The organism is Pectobacterium aroidearum (assembly GCF_041228105.1).
GTDB classification, from domain to species: Bacteria; Pseudomonadota; Gammaproteobacteria; order Enterobacterales; family Enterobacteriaceae; genus Pectobacterium; species Pectobacterium aroidearum.
Genome location: NZ_CP166097.1, coordinates 951547 through 971506, shown reverse-complemented (window position 1 = coordinate 971506; position 19960 = coordinate 951547). Strand labels below are relative to the sequence as shown.

Genomic DNA, 19960 nt, shown 5'->3' with positions numbered 1-19960 from the left:
CGTTCGCCTCACGCGTCGACAATCACCGCACAAGGAGTTACGCAATGAAGCATTCACTGGCACTCAGCCTGCTTGCTACGCTGGTCGCCACGACCGTTCATGCCGCTACCGTTGATCTACGGGTATTGGAAACCACCGATCTGCACAGCAATATGATGGATTTCGATTACTACAAGGATACGCCAACCGATAAATTTGGTCTGGTGCGCACTGCCAGCCTGATTCACGCCGCGCGCGAACAGGCCAGCAACAGCGTGCTGGTTGATAACGGCGACCTGATTCAGGGCAGCCCGTTAGGTGACTACATGGCGGCAAAAGGGTTGAAAGCTGGCGATGTGCATCCGGTTTATCAGGCGATGAATACGCTGGACTATTCTGTCGGCAACATCGGTAACCACGAATTCAACTATGGGCTGGATTACCTGCATAGGGCGCTGTCAGGGGCGAAGTTCCCTTATGTGAACGCCAACGTGCTGGATGCCAAAACGGGTAAACCGCTGTTTACGCCTTACCACATTGAAAACAAATCGGTTAAAGACCGCGACGGCAAACAGCATACCCTGCGCATCGGTTATATTGGCTTCGTTCCACCGCAGATCATGGTGTGGGATAAAGCCAATCTGACAGGAAACGTGACCGTCGAAGACATCACGGAAAGTGCCAAAAAATGGGTGCCGGAAATGCGTAAGCAAGGCGCCGATTTGGTGATTGTTATCCCCCATTCCGGCCTTTCTGCCGAGCCGTACAAAGCGATGGCGGAAAACTCCGTTTACTACCTCAGCCAAATTCCTGGCGTCGACGCAATCATGTTTGGCCATGCGCACGCGGTATTCCCCAGCAATGATTTTGCGAACATCAAGGGCGCTGACATCAAACAGGGCACGCTCAATGGCGTCCCCGCGGTAATGCCGGGGCAATGGGGTGATCACCTTGGCGTCGTCGATTTCACGTTAAATAACGACAGCGGCACATGGAAGGTAGAAAGTGCGAAAGCAGAAGCCAGACCTATCTATGACAAAGCGCAGAAGAAATCTCTGGCGGCGGAAGACGACAAGCTGGTGAAAGTCCTCGCTGACGCGCATAAAGACACACGCGAGTTCGTCAGCAAGCCGATCGGCAAATCGGCAGACAACATGTATAGCTACCTGTCGCTGATTCAGGACGATCCTACCGTGCAGATCGTCAACAATGCTCAGCGCGCCTATGTAGAACACTTTATTCAGGGCGATCCCGATCTGGCCGATCTGCCGGTACTTTCCGCTGCCGCGCCGTTTAAAGCCGGTGGACGTAAAAACGATCCGGCCAGCTATGTCGAAGTGGAAAAAGGCCAGCTCACCTTCCGTAACGCTGCCGATTTGTACCTTTACCCCAATACGCTGGTGGTGGTGAAAGTTAACGGACAGCAGGTGCAGGAGTGGCTGGAGTGCTCTGCGGGCCAGTTCAAACAAATCGATCCGAGCAAACGTGAACCGCAATTCCTGCTGAACTGGGATGGCTTCCGCACATATAACTTCGACGTGATCGACGGCGTCAATTATCAGATTGATGTGACGCAACCCGCCCGCTACGACAGCGAGTGTGCGTTAATCAACGATAAAGCACACCGCATCAAGGCACTGACGTTTAACGGCAAACCGATCGATCCTAAAGCCACGTTCCTGATCGCCACCAACAACTACCGCGCCTACGGCGAGAAATTTGCCGGTACGGGTGAGAAGTATGTGGCCTTTGCCTCGCCGGATGAAAACCGCTCCGTTCTGGCGGCCTACATCAGCGCGGAAACGCAAAAATCGGGAGAAGTGAAACCGCAGGCGGATAACAACTGGCGTCTGGCACCTATAGCCAGCGACACGCCGCTGGATATCCGTTTTGAAACGTCACCGTCAGAGAAAGCCACGGCGTTTATCAAAGAGAAAGCCCAATATCCGATGACGCACGTCGGCAATGATGAAACAGGCTTTGCGGTTTATCGCCTTGACCTGCAACAGGCTAAATAAGGGCTGACAGCGCTGTTACCCACAGGTTCCTGCTACGGCGGGAGCCTGAGCGCTGGCCTTACAGCGGTTCTGCCGCACTATTCGCTGACGCATCAAACTTCTGCTGGGATAACAGCACATTATCCATATTCTGTTCCGCCCAGTACGTCAGCTCGGCAATCGGTTTGGCCAACGTTTTTCCCATCACGGTCGAGGCGTATTCCACCGTCACCGGAATGGTTGGGAAGACCGTACGTTCGACGAAGCCGTCACGCACCAAATTCTTCAGCGTTTGCGACAATACCTTTTGTGAAATCCCTTCTACATCGCGTTTTAACTGGTTAAAGCGCATCGGCCGTTCAACCAGAATATTCAGGATCAGCAACGTCCATTTATCCGCCACGCGATCCAAAATCATGCGGGTCGGGCAATGCTGCGCATAAACATCATAGCGTTTGTTCATCGTTGAGTTTCCCTCTGTGCTCTAAATCAGTCGAGTTGCGCGAAGACGGACAACACACAACCGCTTGAAATATGACAGGTATGGTTACCTTGAAGATACCAGCTCACTTAAAAGTGCTTTCTTAACAGAACCATGAGGCTCCGATATAGTCCTCACATTATAAAGTTAGTATCCATTAGAAAGCACGTATCACTCGCAGGGCTACATGATGGCCACGGCGTATTGTTGATAAACACAGAGAAATGAGGATAGGTTATGTCAAAAGCAGTTGTTATTTATCATTCAGGCTATGGTCACACACAACGTTTGGCGACTGCCGTCGCCGAGGGCGCTAACGCCGAGCTGATTGCCATCGATGCGGAAGGAAACATCAGCGATGCCGAGTGGGAGAAACTCGCCGCTGCCGACGCTATTATTTTCGGTACACCGACCTACATGGGCGGCCCGACCTGGCAGTTCAAGAAATTTGCGGATGCCAGCTCTAAAGCCTGGTTTTCCCGTACCTGGAGCAACAAAGTGTTTGGCGGTTTTACCAACAGCGCTAGCCTGAACGGGGACAAACAAGTCACGCTGATTTATTTGCAGACGTTGGCTTCACAGCACGGCGGTATTTGGGTCAGCCTGAACCAGCTCCCTTCCAATGCCAAAGCGGCAAAACGCGACGATTTGAATAACCTCGGGGGCTCCGTGGGCCTGCTGGCGCAGACGCCGTCTGACGCCAGCGTAGATGAAGTGGTCGCAGGCGATCTGGCAACCGGTAAGCTGTATGGCCAGCGTATCGCTGACATCGCTGCAAAACTGGCTAACTAATTAAGCGCCAGTATCCGAGGAACAAGCGCCGCCCTTTCGCGGCGCTTTTTTTATCCGGCTAATCGCGGAACGATCCCCGCCCATTGCGGTAGTAACCATTTCCTCGCTCATGCCCACGTCTGTCCCATTCACCGCGACGCGGACCGCGATCGTCAACATAGCGTGGAGGATCAAAACGGCGATTGTCGTAATCGCGTCTATCGCGCTGGCTCTCACGCCACCAGCGGGCATCGCGCCAGCGCCAGCCATCCCAATAATAACCGTGTCGATTACGTTCGCCACGATAGTAACCCCGGTGCTCCTGCCACCAGCGCTCGCTGCGCCAGTCATAGCCATCCCAGTAATTACCGCGTCTGTCACGTTCGCCAATATTCAGCGTGACGCCAGGCATCAGATCGATGCTGGCTCCCTTAGCCTCTGGCGCAGGCATAACCACAAACATTCCCATAAACAGGGCGCTGATGACGAGTGGCTTAAACATAGGGTAACTCCTTGCTCACCGCGACTGCGGCATGGCAAAGATATACGGGAATTCCTCTGCGCCACTATCAGATAAATACGCATTTTCCTGATTTTACTGTTCTTAACGTTTCGCTAACGCCACTACACGCTATTCATCAGCGCCCTACTAATAAATTAATAATATTAATGTAAATACCGTTAATTATACAAAAAATGCAGATATATGGATTAAACATAGGGAATAAGTATTAGAAATATTCATCTTATCGCTAATACTTACTCTCAGAGTATCCGTCATTCATAAAAAGGGAGCCGTAATGAACGAAAACTACACAGTGGGCGATTATTTATTGGATCGTCTGGCACAGATCGGTATTCAGCACCTCTTCGGCGTACCGGGCGACTACAACCTGCATTTTCTCGATCATGTTATCAGCCATCCAGAGGTGACCTGGGTGGGCTGCGCAAATGAGTTAAACGCCGCTTATGCCGCCGATGGCTATGCGCGATGCCGTCCGGCAGCGGCACTGCTCACCACCTTCGGGGTGGGTGAACTCAGCGCGATTAACGGCATTGCAGGCAGCTACGCGGAATACCTCCCTGTTATTCACATCGCTGTTGCACCCAGCCTCGCGTCACAACGCAACGGCGAATTACTTCACCACACTCTAGGCGACGGCGATTTTAGCCGCTTTTCGCGCATGGCAGCGGAAGTCACCGCTGCGCAGGCCAGCCTCACCGTCGAAAACGCAACCACAGAGATCGACAGAGTGATTGGAGAAGCGCTTTCTCAGCACAAACCGGTCTATCTGTTTCTGCCATTGGACGTGGCTGCGGCACCGGTCGGCGCACAGCCATACCCGCTTGCGCTTCCTGAACCACTCCGTTCTGATGATTCACTGCAGGCCTTTATCACCGCAGCCACCACGATGCTGAGCAAAGCCAACACGGTCTCGTTGCTGGCTGACTTTCTGGCTCAGCGCATGGGTGTCGCAGAACAAATCCAACGCTGGATCGATAACACGCCGTTCCCCCACGCCACCTTACTGATGGGAAAAGGCACGCTAAACGAACAGCACCGCAACTTCACCGGCACCTACTCAGGTGGCGGCAGTGACGAAGCGATTCGTGCACACATCGAAGATGCGGATGTCATCATCAGCGTTGGCGTGCGCTATACCGATACGATTACGACGGGATTCAGCCATCAGATTGCCTGCGAAAAAAACATCGATATCCAGCCAACATTGGCTCGCGTCGGCAGCCAGGTTTTCCCCTCAATTCCAATGTCAGACGCTACCGCCGCGCTGGAAACCATCACCGCAACACTGGCGTCCCGTTGGGATCACCGCACGATTACAGCCCCGGCCTTACCGCAGTCAGAGCAAAAAGACATGCTCAATCAGCGCGAGTTTTGGCAACAGATGCAGCGTTTCCTCCGCCCTGGCGATATTCTCGTGACCGATCAGGGCACCTCGTGTTTTGGTGCCGCCACGCTCCGGTTGCCGAAGGACTGCCATTTCATCGTTCAACCACTATGGGGCTCGATAGGTTACTCTCTTCCAGCGGCATTCGGCGCACAAATTGCCGAACCGAACCGGCGCGTAGTACTGTTGATCGGCGACGGCTCACTTCAGCTTACCGTGCAAGAGCTTGGCTCTATCATTCGGGATCGCTTGAATATGGTCATTGTGGTGCTGAATAACGAGGGCTACACCGTCGAACGGGCGATTCACGGCCCTGAACAGCGCTATAACGATATCGCCGCCTGGAACTGGACACAGCTTCCCGCCGCGTTAGGCGCGGATGAAAACGAAATACTCTGCGAACAGGTTTGCTCACCGACGGCTCTCGCACAGACGCTCAAACAGGTGAACGCGGAATCTCGCTTGTCGCTCATCGAGGTCGTGTTGCCGAAAATGGATATTCCCGCGCTTTTACACACCATCACGCAGTCGCTTGAGACCCGCAATACCGTGCAGTAGCACGGTACACTTTATACCGCCTACCTCGTAAGCGGTATATTCAACGCCAAAAGATGCATTTAAAATGCAATTTATAAACTGCATTCGTTGAGAGGCATCATCATGGCATACCGCGATCAATCCCTGGGTGAGTTGGCTATCGCTATTCCGCGCGCGACCAAACTCTTTCGTGAACTCAATCTGGACTTCTGCTGCGGCGGAAAGCAAACGCTCAGTCGCGCCGCTGGCAAAAAAGATCTTAATATCGATGAGCTGGAAGCACAGTTAGAAAAACTGGCCGCACAGCCTTCTGATGCGCGGGACTGGCGTGAAGCACCGCTGGCCGACATTATCGCGTACATCATCCCCCGCTTTCACGATCGTCACCGCGAACAACTGCCGGAACTGATTCTGATGGCAGAAAAAGTCGAGCGTGTGCATCACGATAAAGCAGACTGCCCACACGGCCTCGCACACCAACTGACCGCCATTTATAACGAACTGTCTCAGCATATGATGAAAGAAGAGCGCATTCTCTTCCCAATGATCGGTCAGGGAATGGGCGCGAATGCCGCGGCACCGATTTCAGTGATGGAGCATGAGCACGATGATGCCGGGCGTGATGTGGAAGTGGTCAAAGAACTGACTCATGGCGTGGTGCCGCCGGAAGGTGCCTGCAATACCTGGCGTGCGCTGTACTCCGGTATCAACGAGTTCATTACCGACCTGATGGAGCACATCCATCTGGAAAACAATTTGCTGTTCCCACGCGCGCTGCGCGGTGAGTAATGTCGTTTCAATAAAAAAAGAAAGTCAGTAGAAAATAGAAATAAGAAAGGCGCTCAGTGAGCGCCTTTCTTTGTCTGGAGATTACAGAATTTCCAGCAGTTCCACTTCAAAAATCAGCGCGCTGAACGGCGGAATGGAAGCACCCGCGCCACGTTCGCCATACGCCAGATTGTGTGGAATATAGAGTTCCCATTTGGAGCCGACTGGCATCAGCGTCAACGCCTCAATCCAACCTGGAATCACACCGCTTACCGGGAATTCAGCAGGTTGACCGCGCTGAACGGAGCTGTCGAACACGCTGCCGTCAATCAGGCGACCCGTGTAATGTACACGTACGCGATCCTGACGAGCCGGGATAGCACCTTCACCCTGAGTCAACACACGGAATTGCAGACCAGACTCCGTGCTGTTCACGCCTTCTTTCTGCGCGTTTTCAGCCAGGAACTGCTGGCCTTCTACCGCCAGCACCTGTTGGCGCTCGCGACGTACCGCATCAGCACGCTCGTGAATTTCACGCAGCGCACGATGAACCACATCCACAGGCACCGCAGGCGCATTACCTTCCAGCGCATCGCGTAGACCAGCAAGCAGAGCTTCTGGGATCAGACCTTCAAGACCTGATTCCTGTAACTGTTGACCAACCTGTAAGCCGATGCCGTAACTTGCCTGCGCTTCGACGCTATCAAAAGAAGGAGTTGTCATGGATGTTCCTTTTAATCTGTAAAAAACTGAAAGCGCAGCATAACAGCGACGGGGATTGGGGTAAAATCCTGTGTGCAGGTAATCACGTTAACCGCACGCCAGCCAAGCCATTCCGGGAAGCTGGCCTATACTGGTAGTTCTGATGTTCCTGGCTCAGTGGTTACCTTAATCATCAACGCGTTAACTGGTCAGCTCATGCAGATTATCGGTATACTGGATTGCGTTATCATCCTGATACTGTTTTTATGCCGACGCCGCTTTTCTACTGATATAGCGTAGTGACTGGCATAGCGCTGTTAATCACATCATTTTTATGTGATGCCGTTTTTATACTGAACTGTTTTTTATATTAAACCGTAGTAAGAGAGGTCACCATGGGCAGAATTGCGCCCAGGAAGCGGAAAACCACCTGGGATTATCAAACGCTAGTACGCTTCTGCCAGCGAATTATTCAGCGGCAGCCCTCAAATGCTGTAGCCGTGGAAAATGACGGAGAACGCGAAGATCAGGAACGCTTGCCTCCTGCTTCCCCGCGTGAGCGCCTTGGTGCCATGCTGCAAAAAATCTGGCATCTGCCCGATGGTTACCACTGGATGGAACCGTTGCCGCTCCTCCACCGTCGCTGGATTTTAATCGCCATCGCCCTGCTATTGGTCGTATTGCTCTGGCCTTACAGTGCACAACATCCACAACCTATCCGCACTACACCAGTTCCTCTTACCCAGGCAGATAATCAGGAGGCGATGCAGGCCGTGATTATTGAAAACCAACCTTCAATGTCACAGCAGCAGCCTGCTACTACGCCGCCTCCGACGCCGTCATCAGCACCATGGCGACAGTACGAGATCGCCTCAGGACAAACGCTGGCTCAGCTCTTTCGCGATAACAATCTGCCCGTCAGCGATGTATTCGCGATGGCTCAGGTGGAAGGCAGGGATAAGCCGCTCAGCAATTTACGAGCAGGTCAGGAAGTTAAATTACAGCTGAATGCGCAAGGCATGGTCGCCGAGCTGGAAATCGAAACCACGGCGAACCAGACAATTCGCTTCACCCGCGGTGCAGACGGCGCCTTTACGCGTACTCGCTAACGAGCTAACCGTCCCAATAGAAAATCGCGCAGAACGATGGCATGGTTGTGCTGCGCGTCTTTACTGCCATAAAGCAGCGTGATGGCTTTCTGCTGCTCAAGCAACGTTAATAACCGGTCGCACGCCGTCCCCTGCGCGAGTTCATTACGATAATAATCCACAAATTCCGCCCAACGCTCCGGCTCGGCGTGGAACCATTTCCGCAGTTCGCTGCTCGGCGCAATGTCTTTAAACCACTCAACGCCTTCCAGACGCGCTTTACTGATGCCACGCGGCCACAGGCGGTCAATAAGAAATGTGGGAGAAGAGAAAGGCGCGTGAGCGTCATAGACGCGGATGAGGTGAATCAAGTCAGGCATGTGGCCTCCGGCCTCACTTTTTAGGTATCGGTAATAATAGGTCATTTCCCCAATCCCTAAAATGCAAAACGCTGGCACAAGGCCAGCGTTTCACATGTTAACTAAAGTGTTAATTCGACGATAAACGTGAATTACGCTTCAGCAACAACAACTACATTCAGCTCAGCAAATACATCGCTGTGTACCTGGAAGCTTACTTCGTGCTCACCCAGAGTACGCAGAACGCCGTTCGGCAGGCGAACTTCGCTCTTAGCGATGTCAACACCGGCAGCCGTTACCGCATCAGCGATATCGCGAGTACCGATGGAACCGAACAGTTTACCTTCGTCGCCTGCTTTAGACGCGATAGTAACGCTACCCAGTTCTTTGATCTTAGCGGCGCGAGCTTCAGCAGCGGCCAGAACGTCAGCCAGTTTGGCTTCCAGTTCAGCACGGCGTGCTTCGAAGAACTCAACGTTTTTCTTGGTTGCCGGGACAGCTTTGCCCTGTGGAACCAGGAAGTTACGAGCGTAGCCCGCTTTAACGTTTACCTGATCACCCAGGCTGCCCAGGTTTGCTACTTTATCAAGCAGAATAACTTGCATTACTTTATCCTCTCAAAGTCTCGTTAATGGACAGTGGCCGATTACTGATGACGGTCAGTGTACGGCAACAAAGACAAGTAACGCGCACGCTTGATAGCGCGGGCCAGCTGACGCTGGTATTTTGCACGAGTACCGGTGATACGGCTCGGAACAATCTTGCCGCTTTCAGTGATATAGTTTTTCAGCGTAGCGATATCTTTATAATCAATCTCTACAACGCCTTCCGCGGTGAAACGGCAGAATTTGCGACGACGGAAATAACGTGCCATGTGGCTAGTCTCCAGAATCTATCAATTCAATCTGCTCGGCATGTAACACTATCTTGCTTAGCCCATTGCGCCCTTGATGGCAGCTAATGAAACCATGCACGGTAAGTTGCGTGCCGACCGTTATACTGTGGGTAACTGCTTGTGACGAGAGTCCGCTGACAATCACGGGCATACGACACCATGCTTGCCGACTCAATCCGGCTTCCTCCTGCGTCGAGCGGTGCTCAAGCACAAACTGGCAGTGAGGAATACCTGACGGGCTGACTTTACGAATGGGCGTCTTGCACACTGTGCCGGACAACACCAGACGATTCACCGTCACCACAACAATTACTCTTCAGAATCCCCTGCATCCACATCATCGCCAGCTTCAGCGAAATCTTCACGACGCTCACGGCGTTCGTCTTTCGCTTTCACCATTGGAGATGCTTCAGTTACCGCGTGCTTAACGCGCATAACCATGCTGCGGATAACGGCATCGTTAAAGCGGAAGTTTGTTTCCAGCTCATCGATCGCTTCCTGCGGCGCTTCAACGTTCAGCAGAACGTAGTGTGCCTTATGCAGTTTGTTGATCGGGTAAGCCAGCTGACGGCGGCCCCAGTCTTCCAGACGGTGGATCGTGCCCTGCGCACCAGTGATGGTAGCAGTGTAGCGCTCGATCATGCCCGGAACCTGTTCGCTCTGGTCAGGATGAACCATAAATACGATTTCGTAATGACGCATCGAATTGCTCCTTACGGATTATTCAGCCTCCTGTCTGGGTCAACCGCGGCCCGTGGAGGCAAGGAACGTGTATGTGTGCGGCTGAAAAAATGACGCGTAAGTATAGTGCCCGATATTAAAGAACACAAGGAAGAAACACAGGAGTTTTCTGCGTAGTGATATTTCAGCGCCAGGGGCAAAATTACAGCGTCCGCCGGAAGAAATCAGCGCCCGCCTGTAGCGCCGTTGGCGTAATGCGATGCCCCACGCCCGGCTCAGTCAGATACGTCAGATTGGCCAGTTTATCACGCGCCTGTAATGCCTGATAAAGACGAACGCTTTCTGCCGCTGGCACGACGTCATCCGCTTCACCGTGCCATACCAGCAGCGGTCGCTCGGACAGCGCGTCCAGACGCGTGCTGACATCATAATCCGCCAGTTTGGTCGCTAATGCCTGCAACACCGCCTGATTTTCCTCACCATCGGCCGGAACCGGAGGAAACAGTGCCGACGACAGCGTAGAGAAATAGCCGGAGCCCATAAACGCCGCCACCGCAGTAATCCAGGGATAACGCGCCATACAGCCGAGCGCACTCATTCCACCGAGCGACGCGCCGCAAACGCCAATCCGCTCCCCGTCGATCAAGCCACGCTGCCGATATTCCGCCACATAGCCGGGGAGTTCTTCAATATTCGTTTGCAGGATGTCCCAGAAATGAGCCAACCGCAGCGATTCATCGCCGTCATAGCGCGCACCGTGCATAACTGCATCGGTCAGTATCACCCGAAACCCGGCCTGCGCCAGCGCATAGCCAAAATACGAATACACCTCTTTTGATGAGGTGTAACCATGGAAGAAAAAAATCGTCGGTAACGGCAGATCTCTGCTTCCCGCCGGTACTGCGTGAATCGCCTCAATACCGCTACCGAGCTTATCTAATGACATTTCGACCATATTTCCCTCGTTTTCCGCTCTGTCAGCCTATTTTTATGTAGCGAAATCGTATTTCGCAGAAAGGGGGCATCCTTTTACGATAAACCCACTCACAGCAATCTTCTTATCCCGTGTCGTCATGAATTCCGTGCTGGTTTAATCGGCGTATTTATGTAAATAAAAAAATCACATTGATCCAGATCAATAACTGAAATGAATGTTTACACTCCGTGATTAATTTTTTTTCATTTACTGCCGTTAACGCATGTGAGTAAGACTAAAAAATAACCTTTTTATTATAAGAGACACACGTATGTTGGGACTTTCCTTTAAACACTGGGGTTTGGGTATCAAGTTATCAATTATCGCCTCCCTGAGCGTGGCGATATTGTTCATTGTCTTCACCCTCACTCTTACCCGCTCCGCAGGCAATCAGCTGAAATCTTTGACCCTCAATGACATGCAGAGCCAGGTGAATGGAGTCACCGACATGATCAACATGTACGATACCAGCCTACAAGCCGAGGTCAGCAACTATACGCGTCTGCTGGCAAGCTTTCTGCCGACGCAGTTTTCGCTGGATACCGTTAACCGCACGCCTTTCAGCAACGCTTCTCAGCCAACGCTTAAGGCTGGCGATACGGTCTTGAACCTCAACACCGAAGTGCCAGATGACTTTCTGAGCCGTACCCACGCGATCTCAACGATTTTTGTCCGCGATGGAGAAGATTTTACGCGCGTCACCACGTCACTGAAAAAAGAAGACGGATCGCGCGCGATGGGCACCAAGCTCGATCGTGAGAGCCCAGCCTATGCCCTCGTGATGAAAGGTGAAACCTACAGTGGGCTAGCAACGCTGTTCGGCAAACAGTACATCACCCAGTACCAGCCGATACGCGACAGTGCCAGCAAGGTTATCGGCATTCTGTTCGTCGGTGTCGACATCACGAAGCAATTTACCGAGATGCAACAAACGATTCTGAACAAAAAAATGGGTGAGACAGGCCATTTCTTTGTGCTTAATACGAAAAAAGGAAAAGATGCGGGCAACTATCTTTACCACCAAAGCAACGCCAACCAGCGCCCTGACTGGTCGGAAGGTGCGTTAGAGAAAGTGCTGGCAACCGGTAATGGCACGATCGAATACGACAACAACACGATGACCGGCGAAGAAAAAACCCGAATCATGGTGTATCGCAGTATTCCACAGTGGAACTGGATTGTTGCTGGCACAGTGAGTAAAGAAAGCCTCATGGCTGAGATTAATCACACCCGTAACCTGTTTTTAGGTGGCGGTATTATTCTGGTTCTGCTCTTCGCCGCATTCTTTGTCGTGCTGACGCGCAAATGGCTAAGCCAGCCGCTCGTTGAAATCGTCAAAGTGGCGGAACAGTTTTCTGCCGGCAACCTGACGGCGACGCTTTCCAGTAACCGTTACGACGAAGTAGGTCGGCTGATCGATGCCATTAACGGCATCGGACAAGGGCTAACGACGATTGTGTCACAGGTCAGAAATGCATCCGAAGAAATCAGTGCCAGCACCGATGCACTGGCTGCCGATAGCGAGAACATCAGCGAGCAGATTGCCCGTCAGGCCAGCAGCGTCGAGGAGACGTCTGCCAGCATGGAGCAGCTCTCCGCCAGCGTGAAGCAGAACGCCGATAACGTCTCCGCCGCCAAAGATCTGGCAGAGCAGAGTGCCGCAGCGGCACGTAGCGGTAGCCAGACCGTCACCGACTCTGTTTCTACGATGAGCGACATCAAGAACTCCTCGCAGCGAATTGCCGATATCACGACGGTGATCGAATCTATTGCTTTCCAGACCAACATTCTGGCGCTGAATGCGGCGGTTGAAGCCGCACGTGCGGGTGAACACGGCAGAGGCTTCGCCGTGGTTGCTGCCGAAGTGCGCGCGCTGGCGCAGCGCAGTTCTACCGCGGTGAAAGAGATCGAAACCCTGATTGATGAATCGCTGGAGAAAATCGAAGCGGGTTACCATTTCTCAGAAAAAACGCAGGCGGTAATGGACGACTTGCGTAACCGCATCCTGCAGGTCAGCACCATCGTGAACGATATCGATATCGCCTCACGCGAGCAGTCTGCCGGTATTGGCCAGGTGAATATCGCGATTGTACAAATTGGTCAGGCAACGCAGGAAAACACCATTCTGGTCAACAACTCGGAAGACACCGCACAGGGTCTGCGCCAGAAAGGCCACCACCTTAGCGAACTGGTCAGCGTATTTCGAATTTAACCCCCAGTAAAATCTCCGCTTTTGTGTCGCCATTTTAATCGCGCGACACAAAAGCCCCCCTCTTCGTGGCCATCGTGTTGCAGGTATTGCACGGTGGCCCCCACTTGAGTATTATGCCGACGCTTTTTCACCCTTCCCCCACACTGACAAAGGAGACGACATCATGACAACACTAACTCTGATTCTTTGCAGGACATCTCGGGACTAATTCCGCATTCTTTTCCGCTTTGCGTTATCCCCCCAGCTGTAGCCTGCCTTACCCTATTTTTAAATTGATCAGCAGGATGATCTATGGGCAATGCTATTCGCTCTATTTCGGCGCGCGTCAGTGTGATCGCGACGGAAAATACCTGGATTGAAGATAAAGCAATCCAACAGCTTCAAATTACATCACAACTTCCCGATATGGTCCGCGTGGCCGGCATGCCAGATTTGCATCCGGGCCGTGGCTACCCTATTGGCGCCGCCTTTTTTTCACAACAGCGCTTCTATCCGGCGCTGGTCGGAAACGATATCGGCTGCGGCATGGCGCTATGGCGCACAGGCCTTAATGCCAATAAGATTTCGTTGGATAAGCTGGAGAAACGGCTTGGCAATATTGATGGACCACTGGAAGACGATATCGAAATTCCCCCCGCGCTGGCGGATTTCCGCTATTCGCTAGGCACCATCGGCGGCGGCAACCACTTTGCAGAATTGCAGCAGCTTGATGACATTTATCAGCCGGATGCGCTGCACGAGCTGCATATTGATCCTAAACAGCTTCTGTTGCTCGTTCACAGCGGCTCACGCGGATTAGGGCAAACCATCCTGGAAGCCCATGTGCGGGAATTCAGCCATCAGGGGCTTGAAGCCAACACGCCAGCCGCAGAGGCCTATCTGGAACAGCACCAGTTCGCGCTGACGTTTGCTACCAACAATCGGCGACTGATCGCGCTGCGGATGCTGGATCGCTGGCATACGGAAGGCGATGCCGTACTGGACGTGAACCACAATCTGGTGACACCGACAACGATTGAAGGCATTTCTGGCTGGCTGCACCGCAAAGGCGCGACGCCTGCCGACTGCGGCCCGGTCATCATTCCCGGTTCACGCGGTGACTACAGCTACATCGTACAACCTATCCCTCACGCCGACAGCCTGTATTCACTGGCACATGGCGCAGGGAGAAAGTGGATGCGCACGGAGTGCAAAGATCGGCTGTCTTCACGTTACAGCGCCCAGCAACTGGCACGTACCCGCTTTGGCAGCCGCGTCATTTGTCAGGACAGGCAGCTGATTTTTCAGGAAGCGCCAGAAGCCTACAAACCGATAGACAGCGTGATTGGCGCGATGCAACAGGCGGGATTAATCACGCTGATTGCTCGCCTGAAACCGGTTCTCACCTACAAAACGCGCGGGGAGGATAAATGATATTGCTTCAGTTCTCCGCCGCGCAGGGGCCGGACGAATGCATGCTGGCAACGGCAAAAGCCTTACAGGCTCTGATACGGGATGCCGCCCGGCAAGGTATCGAATGTGAGATCATCGAAACCGAAGCAGGGAAACGCTCTGGCACACTGCGTTCCGCACTGGTGCTGTTAAACGGCGATCGGGCGGAACCGCTGGCTGCCAACTGGTGCGGTACGCTTCAGTGGACGTGCAATAGCCCGTGGCGTAAAGGGGGTGGACGTAAGAACTGGTTTATCGGCGTCGCACGCTTTCATCAGGAACAGGCGTTTGCCGATAACGAGATTCGTTTTGAAGCCACCAAATCCTCCGGCCCCGGCGGACAGCATGTGAATAAAACCGAGTCTGCCGTCCGCGCTACTCATGTCGCCAGCGGCATCACAGTGAAGGTGCAGAGTGAGCGCAGCCAGCACGCGAACAAGCGTCTGGCCTGTTACCTCATCGCCTATCGTCTGGAAGCGTTACAGCAACAGCTGCATGCCGAACTACGGGCACAGCGGCGTCTGTTCCATCACCAGATCGAACGCGGCAATCCGGTAAAAGTCTTCAAAGCCGAAGATTTCACGCTGGTCACGTCGCGCTGACCTCAACTCACAGGCGGGCACCGATTGCCCGCCTGTTATTTCTTCTCGGAAATGGCCTTAAAGTATTGGGATAGGCTGAACGGCATCTGTAGATCTGACTGTTGACCGAGTCGATTAAGCTCATCACGATGCGAAGCTATCCATTGCTGCTGCAAAGGCTTTAACGTTGTTGTTCGCGCCGCAATGAGCCTATCCAAAAACCCGCGTTCGCCCTCCACCGCCAAATGGAATGCTTTTAGCGCCAATTTATCCACCTCACTTCCGGTACAGCGGTTCATCGCCTGTTCATTCAAATAAACAAGCGTAGTGGCTTTATCATCGTCGTTTAACGTCCAGAACCAATCATTTTCAGGCGGTAATGTGACGGGACTTTCCTTGCCCCGATCACGGCACTGCTGATAGATCGAATCTAATTCATGTAATGAAGGTTCGGCTGCGTGTATATAGCCAGCAATAAAGAAGAAAAAGATAAACCTACTTATTGTACGACGCATAGACACACTTCCAGAATTCAGACTCTTCTCCTACAGAAGACCATGCCATGGGCTCCACGACTTGATCCAATTTATGCCTGAGAATATTTGGTATACCAGCCATTGCTTGGCCGTAAAGTTCCCAATCATAATCGCTAATATTATAAGTAACGTCTTTAGCGCTGCGGGGATCGCTGAAAATACTGTAAAGAGGGGTGGTTGAAACAGCGAATGCTAGTCGGTTTGCGCTATCAACTAATGTGTTGATTTGTTCAATTGCTTCTACCGAGCGTGCACTTAAGGTGAGTTCCTTGATCTGACAAGTGGCAATTCCCATGCCCTACTCCATCCAAATAAATGACTACAGAAATCTGATCGTTTAATCCAGAGTTCATACCCATAGACAAATTAAAATAGTCAATTAGTAACAATCTGGTCAACCCAAAATAAGCCTTCATAGTGGATTTTGTAATAGTGCTACACTTCCGCTATCTATTCCTGTCTGGCTGAAACGATGAAAATCGTACGGATACTTTTCTTACCCTTAATACTGGTGCTGTCCGGCTGCCAGATCATACAAGGTAAGCCTGTCGCGGCACCGCCGCCTGCGGAGAAAGCGCTTGAAATTCGCTACGCGCAAACCAGCCAGTTGGAAAAAATGGGGACGATTTCGGTGAGCATGCGCGGAAACGCAGATGATGTCGATCGCGCCCTTCAACAAAAAGCCGATGCCTCCGGCGCACACTATTATGTGATTGTGCTGAAATCCGAGGCCGCAACGCTCCCCGGCATGTGGTTCGCGCGCGCCGTGCTGTACCGCTGAATCTGCGAGACTGGTTGTCAAAACATGGTTGGCGAGGGTGGCGGACAAAAAAATACCGGGCAGATTCCCGGTATCGTCATGCAGTGGCAAATTAATACGACATACACGCCGCATTCAGAATCCCGCCGCTGAGCGAGGCGGCACAAAGAAAGGCACCAGAGGCAACATCGTTATTCTGGATATGCTGGCTAAGACGCGGCATATACAGGCGCACAGCGAAATAAATCAGTAATTGCACCACCAGCGCAACCACGCCCCAGGTAATGTAATCCACCAGACTCACGGAATTAATCGCCGCACTGGAAAGCGGGATCACATAGCCAATTAACGCCCCACCAAACCCAATGGCTGCCGTACCATTGTTCTCTTTAATCAGCGCCCATTCATCATGCGGCGTAACGCGGGTGTAGATAAACAGAAAGGCCAGCACCATGGCAAACCCGATAAAGAAATAAGAGGCGAAAGCGAGTAGCGACGTAACAATAGGCATAGCGATATTCCTTTTAAATGAGCCCCGTTGGCGCATCAGCAATAAATAAGAGGAAGCATGAAGAATATAGATGATTCTCGCATAGCAAAGCGTCTATACATGACTTTACGTGATAAACAATGCAGGAATCCCCTGTGAAGCGCTTTATTCCCTCGGCCGCTCTATCCGCACGAGTATCCTCACATTTTTTAAGAAAATGGATAAGCATTGCATCTGAAATGCCGATAACAGATAAGGCATTTTTTATCAGTTAGATAGGAGCACGTTTCACGTTCATCACCTGCCTTCTTTATGCAAACACACAACGACAACTAAACCGTTATTGGCCTGCGATAACGGTAAATAATTAATGAACGAAAGGAAGAAGTTTATGCTGCGCTGGATGTCATTTCAAAACCTGTCTGTAACGCGAAAGTTATTGGTAGGATTTGGTTTATTGCTCATCATGGGGGTGATTCTCTCCATGGTCGGCTTTTACGGATTACACAATAGCGACCAGTCGTTAAAACGCATCAGCCGTCTTGGCGCCATGTATGACAAAACCGTCGTTGCGCGGGAAGGCAACTTTGGCTACGCGCTGGAGCGTAAAGCACAGTATCTGGAGCAACATGACAACGCGATCGGTAATATCAACGACGAGCTATCCGCGTTGCTGAAGGAGATTGCAACAGGGAACTGGCCAGCGGAAGATAAAAGCGCCATTCAGGATATCAGCGCCTCCCTCAACGCTTACCTGACTCAGCGCCAGCAAGTCATGAGCCCTACCGTTAGTCAACAGACGCTCAGCGAGCTCAATAATCAAATGGCGCAGTTGCAGGAAAACATCAACAAGCTTTATTTCACGGAAGAAAGTCGTGCGGGGCGTAATGTCATAAACAGTGATATCCAGCTGGGCGTGATTACGCTTATCGCCATCATACTCGGTCTGACCACGGCAATCGTTATCTCGCGGCAGATCGTACGCCCGCTACATCAGGCGTTACACGCCACCCGCGCCATTGCGGAAGGCGATCTCACCGTACAACTTCACAATGAACGCCGCGATGAATTAGGCCAGCTGATTTCAGCTATGGGGCAGATGAACAGTAATCTGCACAGCATGATTGATAAAATTCGCCTCAGCGCGAACCAGATTTCCTATGCCGCTGGGGAAATTTCTGCGGGTAACGCCGACCTCTCCTCTCGCACCACGCAACAGGCCGCTGCACTGGAAGAAACCGCTGCCAGCATGGAACAGCTGACATCGACGGTGAAACAGAATGCCGATAACGCCCATCAGGCCAATCGGCTGGTGATGGATGCTTCCGATACCGCAAATCTGGGGGGAGAGCAGGTTTCTAAAGCCGTCAATACTATGCACGGTATCGCGCAAAGCTCCCACCGTATCGCTGAAATTACTTCAATGATTAACAGTATCGCGTTTCAAACCAATATTCTGGCACTCAATGCTGCGGTAGAAGCGGCGCGAGCCGGTGAGCAGGGACGCGGTTTTGCCGTCGTCGCCAGCGAAGTGCGTAATCTGGCACAGCGCAGCGCGCAGGCAGCCAAAGAGATCGATACGCTAATTGGTGAGTCAGTTTCGCAGATTAATAACGGCGCGGCGCTCGTTAACGGCGCAGGGAAAACGATGGAAGGGATTGTCCAGTCAGTGACGCAGGTTCACACCATCATGAAGGACATTACAACCGCCTCGGACGAGCAGCACCGCGGTATTTCTCAGGTCGGTCAGGCCATCATAGAAATGGATCAAAACACGCAGCAAAACACCGTGTTGGTAGAACAATCCTCTTCTGCCGCTCACTCGCTGGAACAACAGGCGATTGTGCTTTCTGACGCGGTTTCCGTCTTCCGGCTTTTACAGCCTTCGCAACAAAGCATTCACAGGCTGGCGAGCCCCGCTGCATAGACCCAACGACAAAGAGGTGCCCCAGGGCACCTCTTTGCTATCATTCGCGACTCTAATTATGCGCGCTGGCGAACGGCTTCAAACAGACACACGCCAGTGGCAACAGACACATTCAGTGAAGACACGCTGCCTGCCATCGGAATACTGATCAACTCATCACAGTGCTCGCGGGTCAGGCGACGCATCCCTTCCCCTTCCGCGCCCATGACCAGCGCCAGTGGCCCGGTCAGCTTGCTTTGGTACAGCGTATGATCCGCTTCACCCGCCGTGCCGACGATCCAGATATTACGCTCCTGCAACAGACGCATCGTACGCGCCAGATTGGTCACGCTGATAACTGGTACGGTTTCCGCTGCACCACAGGCAACCTTCTTCACCGTCGCATTAAGCTGCGCAGAGCGATCGCGCGGCACGATCACCGCATGTACGCCAGCACCGTCCGCATTACGCAGGCATGCACCCAGATTATGCGGATCGGTCACGCCGTCCAATATCAGCAGGAAAGGCGTTTCCAGATTGTCTAACAGCGCAGGCAGGTCGTTTTCCTGATATTTCCGCCCTTCTTTGACCTTCGCTACGATCCCCTGATGCACCGCGTCGTCAGCCTGCTTATCCAGCCATTGGCGATTCGCCACTTGAATGACGATGCCCTGCGCTTCCAGCTCCGCAATCACGGGCTGAAGGCGACGATCGTCGCGTCCTTTCAGAACAAAAACTTCCAGAAAACGCTGTGGATCGCGCTCAAGCAGTGCCTTAACTGCATGGATACCGTAAATAATTTCGCTCATTGATACTCTTCAAATTAACCATAACAGGCAGTGCCCGTTAATTTAGAGATAGAGGTTTGCCCCACGCCATCCTCCCCTTCACAGGGGAGGA

23 protein-coding genes are annotated in these 19960 nt (G+C 52.5%); 10 read left to right on the top strand and 13 right to left on the bottom strand.

From position 1 onward, the window contains the following. Positions 1–44 precede the first annotated feature (44 nt). Positions 45–1997: a bifunctional 2',3'-cyclic-nucleotide 2'-phosphodiesterase/3'-nucleotidase gene (locus tag AB8809_RS04400; protein ID WP_349854475.1), complete on the top strand. Its 1953-nt coding sequence runs from the start codon at positions 45–47 to the stop codon at positions 1995–1997. Between the two features lie 58 nt (positions 1998–2055). Here the strand turns inward: AB8809_RS04400 and AB8809_RS04395 are convergent, their stop codons facing one another. Further along, positions 2056–2439, bottom strand: a complete 384-nt coding sequence (locus AB8809_RS04395; protein ID WP_015841568.1) for a helix-turn-helix domain-containing protein — start codon at positions 2437–2439, stop codon at positions 2056–2058. 255 nt (positions 2440–2694) lie between these two features. Between AB8809_RS04395 and AB8809_RS04390 the strand changes: the two genes are divergently transcribed. Then, positions 2695–3249, top strand: a complete 555-nt coding sequence (locus AB8809_RS04390; protein WP_039277901.1) for a flavodoxin family protein — start codon at positions 2695–2697, stop codon at positions 3247–3249. Positions 3250–3307: 58 nt separating this feature from the next. Here the strand turns inward: AB8809_RS04390 and AB8809_RS04385 are convergent, their stop codons facing one another. Then, positions 3308–3730: a DUF2502 domain-containing protein gene (locus AB8809_RS04385; RefSeq protein ID WP_015841570.1), complete on the bottom strand. Its 423-nt coding sequence runs from the start codon at positions 3728–3730 to the stop codon at positions 3308–3310. Between the two features lie 298 nt (positions 3731–4028). Here AB8809_RS04385 and ipdC point away from each other — a divergent pair, with 298 nt between their 5' ends. Then, positions 4029–5696 (top strand): indolepyruvate decarboxylase, encoded by a 1668-nt coding sequence (ipdC, locus tag AB8809_RS04380; RefSeq protein ID WP_349854478.1) that lies wholly within the window; start codon positions 4029–4031, stop codon positions 5694–5696. A gap of 102 nt (positions 5697–5798) precedes the next feature. Further along, the gene (gene ytfE, locus AB8809_RS04375) at positions 5799–6464 is read left to right on the top strand and encodes an iron-sulfur cluster repair protein YtfE (protein WP_349854480.1); all 666 of its coding nucleotides are present in this window, start codon (positions 5799–5801) and stop codon (positions 6462–6464) included. 81 nt (positions 6465–6545) lie between these two features. On the opposite strand, the gene fklB is transcribed toward ytfE, so the two are convergent. After that, a complete protein-coding gene (gene fklB / locus AB8809_RS04370) occupies positions 6546–7166 on the bottom strand; it encodes an FKBP-type peptidyl-prolyl cis-trans isomerase (protein ID WP_015841573.1) in 621 nt (206 codons plus the stop codon). Between the two features lie 374 nt (positions 7167–7540). On the opposite strand from fklB, the gene AB8809_RS04365 reads away from it, so the two are divergent. Beyond that, on the top strand, positions 7541–8254 hold the full coding sequence (locus AB8809_RS04365; protein ID WP_336712065.1) for a LysM-like peptidoglycan-binding domain-containing protein: 714 nt from the start codon (positions 7541–7543) through the stop codon (positions 8252–8254). Here the strand turns inward: AB8809_RS04365 and AB8809_RS04360 are convergent. The 6 genes from AB8809_RS04360 to yjfP form a co-directional block, all read right to left on the bottom strand. Beyond that, positions 8251–8613, bottom strand: coding sequence for a DUF488 domain-containing protein (locus tag AB8809_RS04360; RefSeq protein WP_039277909.1), 363 nt, complete (start codon positions 8611–8613; stop codon positions 8251–8253). The genes AB8809_RS04365 and AB8809_RS04360 overlap by 4 nt on opposite strands. 131 nt (positions 8614–8744) lie before the next feature. Then, entirely contained in the window at positions 8745–9197 is a 453-nt protein-coding gene (rplI, locus tag AB8809_RS04355) for a 50S ribosomal protein L9 (protein WP_010279043.1), read from the bottom strand. A 41-nt stretch (positions 9198–9238) separates the two neighbouring features. Continuing rightward, positions 9239–9466, bottom strand: coding sequence for a 30S ribosomal protein S18 (gene rpsR / locus AB8809_RS04350; protein ID WP_005974788.1), 228 nt, complete (start codon positions 9464–9466; stop codon positions 9239–9241). Positions 9467–9470: 4 nt separating this feature from the next. Continuing rightward, complete coding sequence (gene priB, locus AB8809_RS04345) at positions 9471–9791, bottom strand: primosomal replication protein N (protein ID WP_015841576.1); 321 nt, start codon at positions 9789–9791, stop codon at positions 9471–9473. A gap of 5 nt (positions 9792–9796) precedes the next feature. Further along, positions 9797–10189, bottom strand: coding sequence for a 30S ribosomal protein S6 (rpsF, locus tag AB8809_RS04340; RefSeq protein WP_005974793.1), 393 nt, complete (start codon positions 10187–10189; stop codon positions 9797–9799). Between the two features lie 181 nt (positions 10190–10370). Beyond that, positions 10371–11123 (bottom strand): esterase, encoded by a 753-nt coding sequence (gene yjfP, locus AB8809_RS04335; RefSeq protein WP_349854481.1) that lies wholly within the window; start codon positions 11121–11123, stop codon positions 10371–10373. Positions 11124–11415: 292 nt separating this feature from the next. Between yjfP and AB8809_RS04330 the strand changes: the two genes are divergently transcribed. The 3 genes from AB8809_RS04330 (at position 11416) to prfH (ending at position 15389) form a co-directional block, all read left to right on the top strand. Beyond that, positions 11416–13356, top strand: a complete 1941-nt coding sequence (locus AB8809_RS04330) for a Cache 3/Cache 2 fusion domain-containing protein (protein ID WP_349854482.1) — start codon at positions 11416–11418, stop codon at positions 13354–13356. Positions 13357–13647: 291 nt separating this feature from the next. Further along, a complete protein-coding gene (locus AB8809_RS04325; RefSeq protein WP_349854484.1) occupies positions 13648–14769 on the top strand; it encodes an RNA ligase RtcB family protein in 1122 nt (373 codons plus the stop codon). Continuing rightward, entirely contained in the window at positions 14766–15389 is a 624-nt protein-coding gene (prfH, locus tag AB8809_RS04320) for a peptide chain release factor H (RefSeq protein ID WP_349854485.1), read from the top strand. Before AB8809_RS04325 ends, prfH begins: the two co-directional genes overlap by 4 nt. Before the next feature lie 35 nt (positions 15390–15424). On the opposite strand, the gene AB8809_RS04315 is transcribed toward prfH, so the two are convergent. Further along, on the bottom strand, positions 15425–15883 hold the full coding sequence (locus AB8809_RS04315; RefSeq protein ID WP_349854486.1) for a hypothetical protein: 459 nt from the start codon (positions 15881–15883) through the stop codon (positions 15425–15427). Next, positions 15864–16199, bottom strand: a complete 336-nt coding sequence (locus tag AB8809_RS04310) for a hypothetical protein (RefSeq protein WP_349854487.1) — start codon at positions 16197–16199, stop codon at positions 15864–15866. Before AB8809_RS04310 ends, AB8809_RS04315 begins: the two co-directional genes overlap by 20 nt. A gap of 177 nt (positions 16200–16376) precedes the next feature. On the opposite strand from AB8809_RS04310, the gene bsmA reads away from it, so the two are divergent. Next, positions 16377–16685 carry a biofilm peroxide resistance protein BsmA gene (gene bsmA, locus AB8809_RS04305; RefSeq protein WP_349854489.1) on the top strand — a complete coding sequence of 103 codons (309 nt, stop codon included), beginning with the start codon at positions 16377–16379 and terminating at the stop codon, positions 16683–16685. 91 nt (positions 16686–16776) lie between these two features. Here the strand turns inward: bsmA and AB8809_RS04300 are convergent, their stop codons facing one another. Then, positions 16777–17175, bottom strand: a complete 399-nt coding sequence (locus AB8809_RS04300) for a DUF350 domain-containing protein (protein WP_015841583.1) — start codon at positions 17173–17175, stop codon at positions 16777–16779. Positions 17176–17545: 370 nt separating this feature from the next. On the opposite strand from AB8809_RS04300, the gene AB8809_RS04295 reads away from it, so the two are divergent. Beyond that, positions 17546–19081, top strand: a complete 1536-nt coding sequence (locus AB8809_RS04295; RefSeq protein ID WP_349854490.1) for a methyl-accepting chemotaxis protein — start codon at positions 17546–17548, stop codon at positions 19079–19081. Positions 19082–19137: 56 nt separating this feature from the next. Here AB8809_RS04295 and rlmB read toward each other — a convergent pair whose 3' ends face one another. Further along, the gene (rlmB, locus tag AB8809_RS04290; protein ID WP_015841585.1) at positions 19138–19869 is read right to left on the bottom strand and encodes a 23S rRNA (guanosine(2251)-2'-O)-methyltransferase RlmB; all 732 of its coding nucleotides are present in this window, start codon (positions 19867–19869) and stop codon (positions 19138–19140) included. Positions 19870–19960 lie beyond the last annotated feature (91 nt).